General features: G+C 68.4%; 14 protein-coding genes. 9 read left to right on the top strand and 5 right to left on the bottom strand.

Features of this window, described 5'->3' with window-relative positions; genetic code table 11:
- Positions 1–29: 29 nt before the first annotated feature.
- From AB0L64_RS31965 to AB0L64_RS31935, 7 genes are all read left to right on the top strand, one after another.
- Entirely contained in the window at positions 30–608 is a 579-nt protein-coding gene (locus AB0L64_RS31965; protein WP_363716186.1) for a TetR family transcriptional regulator, read from the top strand.
- 177 nt (positions 609–785) lie between these two features.
- Positions 786–2,090, top strand: coding sequence for a sugar ABC transporter substrate-binding protein (locus AB0L64_RS31960; RefSeq protein ID WP_363716184.1), 1,305 nt, complete (start codon positions 786–788; stop codon positions 2,088–2,090).
- Positions 2,087–3,031 (top strand): sugar ABC transporter permease, encoded by a 945-nt coding sequence (locus AB0L64_RS31955; RefSeq protein ID WP_363716182.1) that lies wholly within the window; start codon positions 2,087–2,089, stop codon positions 3,029–3,031. The genes AB0L64_RS31960 and AB0L64_RS31955 overlap by 4 nt, the downstream gene beginning before the upstream one ends.
- On the top strand, positions 3,028–3,894 hold the full coding sequence (locus tag AB0L64_RS31950; protein WP_355692679.1) for a carbohydrate ABC transporter permease: 867 nt from the start codon (positions 3,028–3,030) through the stop codon (positions 3,892–3,894). Before AB0L64_RS31955 ends, AB0L64_RS31950 begins: the two co-directional genes overlap by 4 nt.
- A gap of 3 nt (positions 3,895–3,897) precedes the next feature.
- Positions 3,898–5,331, top strand: coding sequence for a polysaccharide lyase 6 family protein (locus AB0L64_RS31945; protein WP_363716179.1), 1,434 nt, complete (start codon positions 3,898–3,900; stop codon positions 5,329–5,331).
- Entirely contained in the window at positions 5,328–6,173 is an 846-nt protein-coding gene (locus AB0L64_RS31940) for an AraC family transcriptional regulator (RefSeq protein ID WP_363716177.1), read from the top strand. Before AB0L64_RS31945 ends, AB0L64_RS31940 begins: the two co-directional genes overlap by 4 nt.
- A 10-nt stretch (positions 6,174–6,183) precedes the next feature.
- On the top strand, positions 6,184–7,602 hold the full coding sequence (locus tag AB0L64_RS31935; protein WP_363716175.1) for a polysaccharide lyase 6 family protein: 1,419 nt from the start codon (positions 6,184–6,186) through the stop codon (positions 7,600–7,602).
- Positions 7,603–7,671: 69 nt separating this feature from the next.
- Here the strand turns inward: AB0L64_RS31935 and AB0L64_RS31930 are convergent, their stop codons facing one another.
- Both AB0L64_RS31930 and AB0L64_RS31925 read right to left on the bottom strand, forming a co-directional pair.
- Complete coding sequence (locus AB0L64_RS31930) at positions 7,672–9,045, bottom strand: MFS transporter (RefSeq protein WP_363716173.1); 1,374 nt, start codon at positions 9,043–9,045, stop codon at positions 7,672–7,674.
- Positions 9,046–9,099: 54 nt separating this feature from the next.
- Positions 9,100–9,852 carry a glycerophosphodiester phosphodiesterase gene (locus AB0L64_RS31925; protein ID WP_363716171.1) on the bottom strand — a complete coding sequence of 251 codons (753 nt, stop codon included), beginning with the start codon at positions 9,850–9,852 and terminating at the stop codon, positions 9,100–9,102.
- A 26-nt stretch (positions 9,853–9,878) separates the two neighbouring features.
- Between AB0L64_RS31925 and AB0L64_RS31920 the strand changes: the two genes are divergently transcribed.
- Complete coding sequence (locus tag AB0L64_RS31920; RefSeq protein WP_363716169.1) at positions 9,879–11,012, top strand: aminotransferase class V-fold PLP-dependent enzyme; 1,134 nt, start codon at positions 9,879–9,881, stop codon at positions 11,010–11,012.
- The gene (locus AB0L64_RS31915) at positions 11,009–11,638 is read left to right on the top strand and encodes a class I SAM-dependent methyltransferase (RefSeq protein WP_363716167.1); all 630 of its coding nucleotides are present in this window, start codon (positions 11,009–11,011) and stop codon (positions 11,636–11,638) included. Before AB0L64_RS31920 ends, AB0L64_RS31915 begins: the two co-directional genes overlap by 4 nt.
- On the opposite strand, the gene AB0L64_RS31910 is transcribed toward AB0L64_RS31915, so the two are convergent.
- Genes AB0L64_RS31910 through AB0L64_RS31900 form a run of 3 tightly spaced genes read right to left on the bottom strand, consistent with a single transcriptional unit; the run spans position 11,628 to position 14,733 of the window.
- Positions 11,628–12,479, bottom strand: coding sequence for a carbohydrate ABC transporter permease (locus AB0L64_RS31910; protein WP_363716165.1), 852 nt, complete (start codon positions 12,477–12,479; stop codon positions 11,628–11,630). The genes AB0L64_RS31915 and AB0L64_RS31910 overlap by 11 nt on opposite strands.
- On the bottom strand, positions 12,476–13,402 hold the full coding sequence (locus tag AB0L64_RS31905; protein ID WP_363716163.1) for a sugar ABC transporter permease: 927 nt from the start codon (positions 13,400–13,402) through the stop codon (positions 12,476–12,478). Before AB0L64_RS31905 ends, AB0L64_RS31910 begins: the two co-directional genes overlap by 4 nt.
- Positions 13,399–14,733 carry an extracellular solute-binding protein gene (locus AB0L64_RS31900; RefSeq protein ID WP_363716161.1) on the bottom strand — a complete coding sequence of 445 codons (1,335 nt, stop codon included), beginning with the start codon at positions 14,731–14,733 and terminating at the stop codon, positions 13,399–13,401. The genes AB0L64_RS31905 and AB0L64_RS31900 overlap by 4 nt, the downstream gene beginning before the upstream one ends.
- Positions 14,734–14,766: the final 33 nt, after the last annotated feature.

The following is a 14,766-nucleotide window of genomic DNA, read 5'->3' as shown; positions in this document are numbered from 1 at the left end:
GGTGCCCACTTGTGTCAAGGGATGTGTGTATGCCGACCGGCGTGGCGATGCGCGATGCGCGGGAACAGCTGTTCGACGCGGCTGAGCGGGTGCTGCTGCGGGACGGGCCGGAGGCGCTCACCAGCCGGGCCGTGACCACCGAGGCCGGGTGCGCGAAAGGCGTGCTGCACAAGCACTTCACGGACTTCGACGGGTTCCTCGCCGAGCTCGTCCTGGACCGGATCCGGCGGCTCGACGCCCGGGCCGAGGCGCTGCTGAAGTCCGCGGGGCAGGGGAGTGTCGTCGACAATCTGACCACGATGCTGACCGATCTGTTCGGGTCGGTCGCGGTGGCGGTCGTCAGCCTGACCATCTCGCGCGACGGTCTTCGTGCCCGCTTGCGGGAGGCGGTGCCCGTCGGCGTACCGATCCTGACCGAGGCCGGGCAGGCGATCCGCGACTACCTGTCCGCCGAGCAGACCTACGGCCGGATATCACCCGGCGCCGACACCGACGTCCTCGGCCTGACGCTGATCGGCACCACCCACCTCCTGTTCGCCGACCGCACCGGAACCCGCCCAACCCCGGCCGAGGTCCGCGCTTTCGTCGCCTCCGTCCTGCCGGCCTAGCTGCGACGGTCCACCCCGAGCCCGACGCCCCCGCGGCCGGCAGAGATCGGATGAGTCATTGACGTCGTGGTTTGGAAAGCGCTATCTTGCGACGAAATGAGGCTCAAAAAGTACAAATTGAGTCTCTCGAGTCGGAAGTTGGGCAGGACTGTGTCGGTGATCAGGTCGTTCAGATTCATGGCTGCGGGGGTGGGGCTTGCCCTGACGGTTACCGCCTGCGGTGGGGGTGGGGCCGGGAAGGCCGAGCAGGATCCGTCGGCGCCGCTGGAGCTGTGGGCGCGCACCACGCCGGGGGGCGACGGCGAGAAGGGGATGAAGAAGCTGGCGGCGGCCTTCGAGGCGGCCACGGGGCAGAAGGTCGAGGTCACGGCGATCTTCGACGACTTCGAGACCAAGCTGTCCCAGCGGGCGGCGCAGAAGGACCTGCCGGACATCGTGATGAACGATTCGTCCCAGCTGGGCACGATGGTCAGCCAGGGGATCGTCCGCGAGGTCGATCTGTCCGCGATCAAGGGCAGCGACCAGCTGCTCGAGCCGGCGCTGGCCGCGGCACGCGCCACCGACGGCAAGACGTACGGCGTCCCGTACTCCGCGCAGGCCTCCGCGCTGCTGATCCGCAAGGACTGGCTGAAGAAGGTCAACCTGACCGCACCGGCGAACTGGGACCAGATGGTCGCCCTGGCGAAGGCCTTCACCACCCAGGACCCGGACGGCAACGGCAAGGCCGACACGTACGGCCTGGCGGTGCCGGGCTCGACCAAGCGCGGCTACGCGTCGTGGTACTTCTCGAACTTTCTCTGGGCGGCCGGCGGTGACTTCGTCGCCAAGCAGAGCGACGGCAAGTACAAGCCCGCCATGTCGACCCCGGAGTCGGTGGCCGCGACCAAGTGGTTCCGCGACCTCGCCTGCACGTCGAAGGTGGTCCAGCCGGGCGCGGCGACGATGGACACGCCGCCGACCAACGAGACGTTCGAGGCCGGCAAGACCGGGATGTACGTCGTCGGCCCGTACCTGATGCCGCGTTTCGACTCGTCGCTCGGCAAGGACAAGTACGAGGTCGTGCCAATGCCCAAGGGCCCGAAGGACTCGACGGTGCTCGCCGAGGGCGGCAGCGTCTACCTGATGGCGGGCTCGAAGAACGAGGCCGCGCAGAACGCCTTCGCGGGCTACGCGATCTCCGCCGAGGGCCAGAAGATCGGCATGGAGGGCGAGAAGGCCTTCATCGTGCAGTTGCCGGTCAACAAGAGCGTCGACATCACCACGGTCCGCCCCGACCCGCGGTGGAAGCTGTACGCGGACGTGTACCGCGAGCACGGCCGCTACGCCCCGTCCATCCCGAACTGGACGCCGGTCCGCCAAAGCACCGCCGACACGGTGAACGCCTTGATCGCGGACTGCGGCCTGGACGTCGACGCCGAGCTGAAGAAGCTCGACCAGAAGCTGACCGACACGCTCAGCCAGCAGGGCGTCAACGCGTCATGAGTGTGCGTGAGGCAACCCGGTTGACGGCCCCGGCGCAGGTCGCGCCGGCGGCTGTCAACCGGCCTCGCCAGAGGCTCCGGGACGGGCAGTGGTGGGTGCCGTGGCTGTTCCTCGCCCCGGCGCTGGTGCTGTTCGTGTACTTCAAGTTCATCCCGATGGCGCAGGCGATCGGGATGTCGGTGCAGGAAGTCCGGCCGTACCTGGGCAACAGCTGGGTCGGCGGCGCCAACTACGCCGAGGTCCTGGGCTCGGACGGCTTCCGGTCCGCCGCGTGGAACACGATCGTGCTCGCGGTCGGGCAGACGTTCGGATCGATGCTGCTCGGCTTCTGCCTGGCGCTACTGGTGGAAGGGCAGACCCGCAAGCTGACCTTCGTCCGGTCGGCGGCGTTCCTGCCGGTCGTCGTACCGCTGGCCGTGGTCGCCGAGCTGTGGCGGATCATGTACCACCCGACGGGCGACGGCCTGATCAACCAGGTGATCGGTCTGGTCGGCCTCGGCCCGTCCGGGTTCATCAACGACCCGCACACGTCGCTGGCCTCGATCGCGGTGACCGGCATCTGGCGTGGAGCGCCGTACGACATGATGATCTTCCTCGCCGGGCTGGCGGGGATCGACCGCGGGCTGTACGAGGCGGCGACGGTCGACGGCGCGTCGACGCGGCAGCGGATCCTGCACGTGACGCTGCCCGGGCTGCGACCGGTGTTCGCGATCCTGTTCGTGCTCGCGGCCGTCCGCGGGTTCCGGACGTTCACCGAGGTGTTCCTGCTGACCAACGGCGGGCCGAACGGCTCGACCGAGGTCGTGATGACGCTGATCTACAAGCTGGGCCTGGAGCAGAGCCGGCTCGGTGTCGGGTCGGCCGGCGCGGTGCTGCTGTTCGCGGCCACGCTCGTGCTGACCGTGTGCGTCCAGCTGCTGCGACGAAGGAGGGCCGCATGAGCGCCGCCACCGAGACCGCGCTGGGGCTCACCGAGAGCAAGGGGATCGGCGCCCGGCTCGCGAAGTTCGTGATCTACGCCGGGCTGTTCACGGTCTTCGCGGGCCCGTTGCTCGCGTTGCTCGTCGGCTCGTTCAACCACGTCTCGGATCCGACCCAGCTGAGCGTCGTACCGAGGACGCCGACGCTCGACAACTTCCGGATCGCCTTCGACCACGGCGTCCTGCGGTACCTGCTGAACTCGTTCTTCGTGGTCGGGTTCGGGCTGCTGCTCCAGGTGGCGGTGTCGGTACTGGCGGGCTACGCGCTGGCGCGGAAGAAGTTCCCGCTGATGACGCTGGTGATGGTCGCGATCCTGGCCACGATGATGCTGCCCGAGGAGATCCTCGCCCTGCCGCTGACCCTGGTGCTCGCCGACCTGCCGCTGGTGCATCTGAACCTGATGGGCACGCTGGCCGGCATGATCGTCCCGCTCGGCGCCTGGGCGTTCTCGATCCTGGTGATGACCGAGTTCATGAAGGACGTTCCGCGCGAGCTCGAGGAGGCGGCCCGGATCGACGGTGCGGGGGAGCTGCGGATCTTCGGGCAGATCATCCTGCCGCTGTGCAAGCCGGCGCTCGGCGTGATCGGCGTGTTCGGCTTCACGATGATCTGGGACCAGTACCTGCTGCCGCTCCTGGTCGCGCAGAACTCGTCGGCGTACACGCTGCCGCTCGCGCTGCGGACACTGCGGATCGATCCGGCCGTGACACCCGGCGTCGTCCTCGCCGCGTCCTTGCTGGCCCTGCTCCCGTCCGTGCTGGTGTTCCTCTTCTTCCAACGTTCGTTCGCCCGAGGGCTGACCTCCGGCGCACTCAAGGGGTGAGACATGGATCGTCGTACCTTCCTGGCAACCACCGGGGTCGCGGGGGTGTCCGGCCTGGTGGCAGCCGCCGGGACGCTTCCGGCGGCAGCCGATGCGCGGGGCCGGCTCGTTCGGTCGCCGGACGAATTGCAGACGGCGATCGGGCACGCCGTGCCGGGCAGCGTCATCACGGTTGCCGACGGCACCTATGAGCTGTCCGCGCCGATCGCGATCACCGGGAAGCGCGGTACCTGCGACGAGCCGATCGTCGTCCGGGCGGAGTCCGTCGGCGGGGTCGTCCTGACGGGTGCGCAGAGCTTCGTGCTGAGCGCGTCGTCGGACGTCACGATCAGCGGGTTCGCGTTCCGCGGACAGACCTCGACCTTCGACGTACCGCCCGACTGCAAGCGGATCCGGCTGACCCGCAACGACTTCCAGTTGGCCGACGTCGAGGGTCTGCACTGGGTGATGATCCGGGGCGACCAGACCGAATTCGACCACAACGAGATTCACGGCAAGTCCACTCTCGGCATCTATCTGGGCGTCGAGGGCGCCGGTACCGACCAGATGGCGGCCGGGGTTCGCATCCACCGCAACTACTTCCGCGACCACTCGTTCCCGGGGGACAACGGCGGCGAGCCGATCCGGCTCGGGGTCAGTCCACGCGCGCTGTCCACGGCCGGCGCGGTGGTCGAGCGCAACCTGTTCGAGCGGGCGAACGGCGACCCGGAGGCGATCTCGGTGAAGTCGTCGGGCAACACGATCCGGCACAACACGATCCGCGACAGCCTGGGCGGGATCGTGCTGCGGCACGGCAACGGCACCCGGGTCGAGGGCAACTACCTGTTGTCGGGGCAGAACGGGATCCGGATCTACGGCAACGACCACCTGGTCGTGAACAACTACCTCGAGCGGATCAGCGGCTCCGGCGTCGTCCTGGGCAGCGGCAACGTCCGGGACCACTACCCGGGCGAGCCGCCGAAGTCCCGCACCGGCAACGACGCACCGGACCGGGTGCGGATCGCGCTGAACACGGTGCTCGACTGCGGCTCCGCCGTGTCCGGTGAGAGTCATCGGACCCTCCCGCCCCTGGAGTGCGCGGTGACGGACAATCTGTTGGTGGCAGACAACGGGCAGTTGGTGAACATGCCGTTCCAGGACGGCATCACCTGGTCAGGCAACCTCCACTGGGGACAGGGCGCGGACGGCAACGCCCCCGCGGCCGGTTTCACCCGCGCCGACCCGCTACTCGCGGCCGGACCCGACGGCGTACGGCGGCTCACGGCCGGCAGCCCCGCGATCGACGCGGCGTCCCGGTCGTACCCGGAGGTGGCCACCGATCTGGACGGGGACCACCGGACAGGACGGGCAGCGGACGTCGGCGCGGACGAGTACTCGCCGCGGCATGCGAAGTACCGCCCGCTGACCTCGACCGACGTGGGACCGCACGCCCGATGACCACCAAGACAGCGGTAGGAGAGCAGGAGATCATCCGGACGTATCTCGACCGGTTGCGGCTGGACCTGGTCGTCGCCGCCCGGATCACCAAGGTGCACCGCGAGTGGTCCCGGCCGCTGCAGCCCGATCCGTTCTCGCGGCTGTACCTGATCCTGGAAGGTGAAGGGCGCCTCGTCGTCGGTGACGAGGAGCTGTACCCGCGGCCGGGCGAGCTGGTCTACCTGCCGGCCGAGGTGCCGGTGTCGTACGAGACGATCAGCGACAACGTGTTCCGCAAGCACTGGCTGCACTTCAACGCGCTGATCGGCGACCGCGACATCGGCGAGATGCTGACGCTGCCGTACATCGTGCCGAGCAAGGCACCCGACGAGGCCGCGGCGCTGTTCGAACAGGTCGGCGCTGCCGACCGGGACCCGCCCGGACTCGCGACGCCGCTGCGGCTGCGCTCGGCGCTGACGGCCCTGTTCGCGCATTACCTCGACAGTGCGCCGCCCGGCTCGGTCAGGCTGTCGGAGCGGCAGACGAGCGAGTCCGGGATCGTGCAGTACATCCAGGAGAACCTCGCCACGCTGCCGAGCGTCGAGGAGCTCGCGGCCCACTTCGGTTACGACCTGCCGGCATTCCTGCGGCACTTCCGGACCGAGTTCGGCCTGTCGCCGAAGCAGTACATCAAGCGGGCCCGGATCGAGTGGGCCCAGCGTGAGCTGGTGGCGACCGCACGCCCGATGGAGGAGATCGCGGCCGCCGTCGGCATGGATCAGTCCTATTTCTCGAAGGTCTTCCGACAGGTGAGTTCGGTGACCCCGAGCGAGTACCGAAAGTTGTACCGCCCCAACAGCTAGGAGACTCGTCATGGACCGTCGTACCTTCTTGGCGGGCAGTGGCGTCGTCGCCCTCTCCCTGGTCGGCGCCCGTCCGGCGCTGGCCCGGGAGCAGGCGACAGTGACGTCGCTCGCCGAGTTGCAGCAGGCAATCAACAGCGCCACCGCCGGCACCACGATCACGCTGGCCAACGGCTCGTACGCCGTACCGTCGGGATCGCCGATCACGATCGCCAATCGGCACGGCAGCAGCGGTTCGCCGATCACGATCGTGGCGCAGAGCCGCGGCGGCGTGACGCTGACCGGCGCGCAGAGCTTCGTGTTCTCGGGATCGTCGGACATCACGATCAGCGGGTTCGCGTTCCGGCAGAGCACGACGCTGGAGATCCCGGCCGACTGCCCGCGGATCCGGCTGACCCGCAACGACTTCGGCCTCGCCGCGGCCGCGGAGCACTGGGTCGTGGTCCGCGGCGACGACGCGAAGATCGACCGCAACGTCTTCCACGACAAGTCCACGCTCGGCGTCTACCTGGTGATCGACGGACCGGGCTCCGAGGCGATGGCGCAGCGCACCTACATCCTGCGCAACTACTTCCGCGACCACACGTTCAGCGGGTCCAACGGCGGCGAGCCGATCCGGCTCGGAGTGAGCGGCCGCGCGCTCAGCACCGCCGACGCCACGGTCGAGTACAACCTGTTCGAGCGCTGCAACGGCGACCCCGAGGCGATCTCGGTGAAGTCGTCCGGCAACACGATCCGGTACAACACGATCCGCTCGTCGGCCGGCGGGCTGGTGCTGCGGCACGGCAACGACAACCGGGTCGAGAGCAACTACCTGCTGTCCGGGTCGAACGGCATCCGGATCTACGGCAACGACCACCTGATCGTGAACAATTACGTCAGCGGCATCTCGGGCGCCGGCGTGGTGCTCGGCAGCGGCACGGAGCGGGACCACTACGAGGGCGAGCCGTCCGACTCCCGGCGCGGCAACGATGCGCCGGACCGGGTCACGATCACGCTGAACACACTGCGGAACAACGGGCAGGCGCTCGTCGGCGAGAGTCAACGCACCGTCCCGCCGCTCGGGTGCGCGGTCTCCGACAACCTGATGGTCGGCGACAGCGGCGACCTGGTCGACATGCCGTACCTCAGCGGCCTGACCTGGTCGGGGAACATCCTCTGGGGCCAGGCGGCCAACGGGAACATCCCGTCGTCCGGGTTCACCCGGGCCGATCCGAAGCTGACCGCGAGCTCCGACGGCGTGTACCGGCTCGGTGCGGGCAGCGCCGCCGTGAACGCCGCCGGCGTCGACCACTCGAGTCAGGTCACCGACGACGTCGACGGGCAAACCCGCACAGCGCCGTACGACGTGGGCGCCGACGAGTACTCGACTGCCACACCAGCGCGTCGTCCGCTGAACGCGGCCGACGTCGGGCCGAACGCGGCCTAGCCCCAGGACGCGGAGGCGCCCGTTCACCAGGACGGGCGCCTCCGCCCGGACAGCTGCCAGGACAACGGCCTAGACGACGGCGGGCTGGGTGTTGCCGGCCTCGTCGATGCCGCGGCGCATGTCGACGCGGGTCAGCAGCGCGAGGCCGATGACGAAGAACAGCCCGAGCGCGACGATCGCGGGACGGTACGAGCCGGTGAGCTGGTGGACGAGCCCGAACACCAGCGTGCCCAGCCACGACGTACCCCGCTCGCCGGCCTGGTAGAGCGAGAAGTATTCCGCCTCGCGGCCCTTCGGGATCAGCTGGCTGAACGCCGACCGGGACAGCGCCTGCGTGCCGCCGAGCACGATCCCGATCGCGACGCCCATGGTCAGGAACGGCGCGATCTGGTGGGCGGGCAGCAGGAACCCGGCGATCACGATCAGGATCCAGACCACCAGGCCGCCGGCGATCGTGCGGTGCGCGCCGTACCGCTGGGCGAACCGGCCGAAGGCGAGCGCGCCGAAGAACGCGACGAACTGGACGAGCAGGATGGTCGCGATCAGCACCTGGGTCTCGAACCCGAGCTGCTTCTCGCCGTACGTCGACGACACCGAGATGACCGTCTGGATCCCGTCGTTGAAGAACAGGTACGCGATCAGGAACAGCATCGTCATCTTGTAGGAGCGCAGGTGCTTCAGCGTCGCCGCGAGCTGCCCGAAGCTCTGGCGCACGAGGCCGGCGCTGCGGACCGGGACGACGCTCACGGGCGGGCGGTCACGGAGGCGGACGAACGGGAAGAAGGTGAACAGACCCCACCACAGCCCGGCACTGAGAAGGCTGAGCCGCACAGCCGTTCCCTGGGACAGCCCGAGTGCGGCGTGTGCCGTCACCACGGCGAGGTTGACCAGCAGCAGGAGGAAGCCGCCGGCGTACCCGAAGGCCCAGGCCCGGGAGGAGACCGCGTCGCGCTGATCGGGCGGCGCGATATCGATCAGGATCGAGTCGTAGACCACCAGCGACGAGCCGAGACACAGGTTGCCGATGAACAGCAGCAGCGCCCCCAGCGCCCACCGGCCGCCGCCGACGAACACCATGCCGGCGGCCGCCAGCGCGCCGGTCCAGGCAAAGCCGCACATCAGGAGCTTCTTGCGGGTCATCCGGTCCGCGATCGCGCCGACCACCGGCAGGAACAGCGCCGAGACCAGCGTGGCCACCGTCACGACGTAGAACGCGAGCGAGCCGGGGGAGATCCCGAGGCCGAGCACGTCGAGGTTGGTGTGGCACGGCTTGTCCGTGGTCCCGGCGTACCCGCAGGCGGCGGTCTCGGCGACCGAGGTCAGGTACGGCGCGAACAGGACCGTGCCGACCGTGGTGACATAGCCGGAGTTCGCCCAGTCGTACAGGCTGAAGCCCCAGTACTCACGCTTGTCCACGCCGGCCGGAGCGGAGAGGATTCCCATGCGCGGAAGTGTGTCAGGTCCCGGGGACGATCCGGCGTACCCGCGGATAACACTTCAGCTCCACTGACCACGCTCCCGCAGTACGTCGCGGAGCAGGTCGGTGCGGTCGGTGATGATGCCGTCGACCCCGGCGTCGAGCAGCCGGCGCATCGTGTCCGGGTCGTCGATCGTCCACACGTGGACCTGCTTGCCGCGGGAGTGCGCGCGCCGGATCAGGCCGGGCGTCAGCACGTGGAAGGCGCGGTACCGCTCGGGGATCTGCAGGCAGGCGCCGCGCGACGGCAGCGCGAACGGCAGGAACCGGATCAGCGCCGCCTCCCACTCGCCGTACCCGGTGCACAGCCGGGGGCCGAGCAGTTTGCGGATCCGCCGGACCCGCGACTGGGAGAACGACGACACGCAGATCCGGTCGATCACGTTCGCGGCCTGCAGCACCTTCGCGGCCGGCTCCAGGCCGCCCTCGGCCTTGATGTCCAGGTTGAACCGGATGTCCGGGAAGTGCTCGAGCAGCTCGTCCAGGCGGGGGATCGGCTCGTGCCCGTTGATCCTCGCCTTGCTGACCTCCGACCAGGGCAGCTCGGCGATCACCCCGGTGCGGTCGGTGACCCGGTCCAGGACCTTGTCGTGGAACGCGACCACGACCCCGTCGCTGGTCGCGTGCAGGTCGGTCTCCAGGTACTTGTACCCGAGGTCGACGGCGTGCTGGAACGCGTGCAGCGAGTTCTCGTAGCCGATGTTGTCCGGGTGTTTCGCACCGCCTCGATGAGCCATCGCGATCGGGCCGTCGTGGTCGAGGTAGGGGTACACGTCCAGAAGTATGTACCGTTTGGCTGGTGACGGTACTCACCCCCCGCCCCGACCTGTGGACCCTCGATCCCGGCGTCCTGCACCTCAACCATGGTTCGTACGGCGCCGTGCCGCGCCGGACGCAGGAGGTGATGAATGCCCTGCGGACCGAGATGGACGCCAACCCGATGGTCTGGTTCCGCACGGTTGCCGACCGGTTGACGGCCAGCCGGCTCGCTCTCGCCTCGTACCTGGAGACCGAGCCGGCCGGGTTCGCCCTGGTGCCGAACGCGAGCGCCGGCGTCACCGTCGCGCTCCAGACGCTGCCGATCCCCGCCGGCAGCCGGATCGTGCTCACCGACCACGCGTACGGCGCGGTGCGCTATGCCGCCGAGCGGTTCGCGAAGGAGCGCGGCGCCGAGGTGGTAACGGTCGGGATCCCGCTCGAGGCGGACGACGAGACCGTGGTCGCGCTGGTCGCGGCCGAGCTGGACGACGCCTCGGTGCTGATCGTGGACCAGATCACCTCCGGTACGGCGAAGGTGTTCCCGATCGACGCGCTGGTGACGACCGCCCACGCGCACGGCGTACCGATCGTGGTCGACGGCGCCCACGCCCCGGCGCTGATCGATGCCCCGGCCGCCGCGGGCGCCGACTTCTGGACGGGCAACTTCCACAAGTGGCCGGCCGCTCCGCGCGCCACGGCCGGGCTGGTCGTCGCCGAGCGGTGGCGGACGGCCGCGATGCCGCTGATCGTGTCCTGGTCCGAGTACGACGAGCGCATGCCAGAGCGGTTCGACATGCAGGGGACGTACGACTACGTGCCGTGGATCGCGGCGCCGGAGTCGCTGCGGGTCCTGGCCGACCTGGACTGGCCGGCCCGTCGTCCGCAGCTGACCGCCCTGGTCGAGGAGGGCGCGAAGATCCTCGCGAAGGCGCTCGGGACCGGCGTCGCCGACGTGGTGCACCCGCCGGCGACGATGCGGCTGGTCGAGCTGCCGCCCGCGGTCGACCTGAGCGGCGGCGACGCGCTGAAGATGCGCGTCTCGCGCGAGCTGAAGGCCGAGATCACCTTTACCGGGTTCGAGGAGCGCAAGTTCGTCCGGCTGTCGGCGCATGCCTACAACTCGCTCGCGGACTACGAGAAACTGTCGGAGGGTCTGCCTAGAGTCCTCGCGTGAACGACATCCAAGGGTCCTACAACGCTGCCGCCGCCGACTACCACGCGATCCTGAAGGACTACCACCGCGACGATCCGTTCGAGATCGGCGCGCTGGAGTACTTCACCCGCCTGGTCGAGGACGGGCCGGTGGGGGACCTCGGATGCGGCACCGGGCGCATCACGACGTACCTGGCCGGTCAGGGGCTGGACGTGTTCGGCGTCGACCTGACGCCGGGGATGATCGAGGTGGCCCGGAAGGAGTATCCGGAGCTGCGCTTCGAGGTCGGGTCGTTGTTCGGCCTGGACCTGAAGGACGGTGAGCTGGCCGGGGCCCTCGCCTGGTACTCGCTCGTTCACACGCCGGGCGACGAGCTCGCGAAGGCCTTCGCAGAGCTGTTCCGGGTGCTGCGGCCCGGCGGCGTCCTGGTGCACGGGTTCAAGGTCGGCGACGGCCATCGGGAGCTCAAACAGGCGTACGGGCACGACATCGACCTCGAGGTGTACATGTACGAGATCGCCGACGTCGCCGAGTTGCTCGCCGCCGCCGGGTTCGTCGAGGTCGCCCGCCTGACTCGCGCGGCCCTGCCGGCCGAGAAGGACGCCGCCCAGGCCGCCCTCCTCGTCCGCAAACCCGCTACCCCTTGATCGCTCCCGAGGTCATGCCGGCGACGATCTGCCGGTTGAAGAACAGGAACATGATCAGCGGCGGGATCGTGATCAGCAGGATGTCCATGAACAGCAGGTTGTACTGCGTGGAGAACTGACCGGAGAAATTGTAGAGCGTGAGCTGGACGGTGGCGTTCTTGTCGCCGGGCAGGAAGTACAGCGGGTTCACGAAGTCGTTGAACACGTTGACCGACTGCACCACGACCACGGTGATGATGACCGATCTGAGCAGCGGGAAGATGACGCCGAAGAACAGCCGCAGCGGCCCCGCCCCGTCGATGATCGCCGCCTCGTCCAGCTCCCGCGGGATCGTCGAGACGAACGCCCGGAACAGCAGGATGCAGAACGACAGCCCGAACGCGATCTCGATCAGGATCAGGCCCGGCATCGTCCGGAACAGCCCGAGCTTCTGCAGCACCCAGATCGTCGGCACGACGGCGGGCGGGATGATGAGTCCGGACAGCACCAAGAAGTTGATGAATCCGTTCCACTTGCTGGCCCGGCGCTGCAGCACGAAGCCGGCCATCGCGGCCAGCACCACCATCCCGGCCACACTTACGACGGTCAGGATGGTGCTGTTGATGAACGCGATCACCAGCATGTAGTCGCGGGCCTTGACCACGTCGACGAAGTTCTGCACGAACTGGAACTGATGCGGCCAGGAGAAGTCGAGATCCGCGGCCTGCTGCCGGTCCTTGACCGCGGTCAGCAGCATGAACACGAACGGGATGATGAACACCACGATCGAGGCCAGGATCGCGACCACGCTGAGCGCCCACTTGCGGCCGGGCCGGTGGTTGACGAGTTCGGCGGTGCTCACATGTCCACCTCCTTGCGGTTCAGGAACCAGTTGAGCGGCAGCACGATCGCCGTCACCACCACGAACAGGATCACGTTGCCGGCCGTCGACAGCCCGTAGAAGCCGGCCTGGTACTGCTTGTAGATCACCGACGAGATCACGTCGGAGGTGAAGCCAGGGCCGCCCCGCGTCATCGCCCAGATCAGCTCGAACGACCGCAGGCCGCCGATCAGGGACAGGATGATCACGGTGACCGTGGCCGGCTTGCACAGCGGGAGCACGATCCGGCGGAACGACTCCCACGCTCCGGCCCCGTCGACCCGGGCGGCCTCCATGTACTCGCGTGGGATCGACACGATCCCGGCGATGTAGATCAGGGTCGCGAGGCCGACGCCCTTCCAGACGTCGACCAGGGCGATCGACAGCAACGCCCACTTCGGGTCGGTGAGCCACCCGGGCCCGTCGATACCGATGACGCCGAGGGCCCCGTTGATGATCCCCCGTTCGGGATTCATCATCACCTGGAACAGCAGGCCGACGCCGACGGTACTGACGAGCACCGGGAAGAAGACCACCGAGCGCAGGTAGCCGCGGCCGACGATCTGCGACGTCAGCAGCACAGCCAGCAGGAGACCGAGCACGACCTTGGATCCCGACGTCACGACGGCGAAGACCAGCGTGTTGGTGAAACCCTTGACCAGCGCCGGCTCCTGGAAGAACAGCTTGAAGTTGTCCAGCCCGATGAACTTCGACTCGAACAGGCTCCAGCGCGTCAGGCTGTAGTAGAACGAGGCGAACGTCGGGATCAGGAACAGCACGGCGTAGATCACCGCGGTGGGCAGATAGAACCAGAACGAGTACGGGCGGTACACCTTGCTACCGGTCTTCGCGACCGTCGCGGTCTTGCTGTGCTCCTGGGAGATCGACACAGCCACCGACCTCACCAGCCCTCCAGGCCCAACTGCTGCGCCTGCTTCTTGACGTCCTCGTCGTACCGGGCCGCGCCGTCCTTGGCCTTGCGGATACCGGAGCCGACCTCGACCGTGATCTGCTCCAGCGACGGGCCCTTGACCGGCGAGAGGAACTCGAGCGCGAGGCTCGAACCGCCCGGCTTGTCGAGGTACGGCTGCATGTCCTTGATCGCCTGCGGCACGTTGTCGCCGAGCGTGCAGCCCTTCACGGCGTACGGGCCGGTCGGCGCGCCCGCCTCGGACTGCGACTTGCACCCGTCCGGGCTGGCGACGAAGGCGAGGAACTTCTTGGCCGCGTCGAGCTTGTCGCCGGTCGTGGTCTTCGGGATGTAGAGTCCGCCCGGCGTCCACAGCGTCAGGCCGTTCTTGCTCGCGTCGTCACCAGGCAACGCGAACAGGCCGACCGACTTCGCGGCGTCCGGGTAGGTGGCGATCATGTTCGCGACCACGCCGGACAGGATCGGGTAGTGCGCGCCCTTGCCGGTGGCAAGCATCTTCAGGCCGTCCGGCAGCTTCGCGGAGGCGAAGTCCGTGTTCTCGTAGCCGGCGTCGTGGACGGCCTGGGTGTGCTCGAAGCCCTTGATCGCGGCCGGCGACGTCGCGTACTTCGCCTGGTTCTTGGTGTACTTGTCGGCGAAGTCCGGCTCGGCCGCGGAGACGTTGTGGAAGTCGCCGAGCACGAACAGCTGTGACGTCCAGGTCTCGCCGTACGTCTGGATCACCGGTGCGACGCCGGGGTCGCCGGCCTTGATCTTGGCGTTGTTGGCCATGAACTCGGCCCAGGTCGTCGGCACCTTGAGGCCGAGCTTCTGGTAGACCGGGATGCTGTACAGCACCGCGCCGCCCATGAACCCGCCGACAGGCGCGCCGTACACCTGGCCGTCGGCGGTCACGGTCTTCTTGAAGTTCTCGTCCAGGTCCCCGACGTAGGGCTCGTCGTTGATCGAGAGCAGGTTCTTCTGCGGCGCGATCGCCTGGAACAGCGACCCGGTGTTGTAGTTGAACACCTCCGGCATGTCGCCGGTCGAGAGCCGGGTCTTGACGATGTTGTCGCCTTCGGTGCCGCCCGGCCGGCTGTCGACCTTGACGGTGATGTTCGGGTTCTTCGCGTGGAAGTCCTTGGCGAGCTGCTCGGCCTCCTTGATGTCCTGATCCTGGTTCGTGGTCAGGTACGTGATCTCGACCGAGCCGCTGCCACCGGCGTCGTCGCTGGATCCGAGACTGCCCGCGCTGCACGCGGAGAGGGTTAGGGAACAGACAGCCAGCAGTGCGAGTCCGCTGGCTCCTGGGCGGAACCTCATCATGACCTCCAAGGGATGTACTTCGCGGCAGCGGGG

The organism is Kribbella sp. NPDC051936 (assembly GCF_040680955.1).
Taxonomy (GTDB): domain Bacteria; phylum Actinomycetota; class Actinomycetes; order Propionibacteriales; family Kribbellaceae; genus Kribbella.
This window is presented reverse-complemented; position numbering and strand designations above follow the sequence as displayed.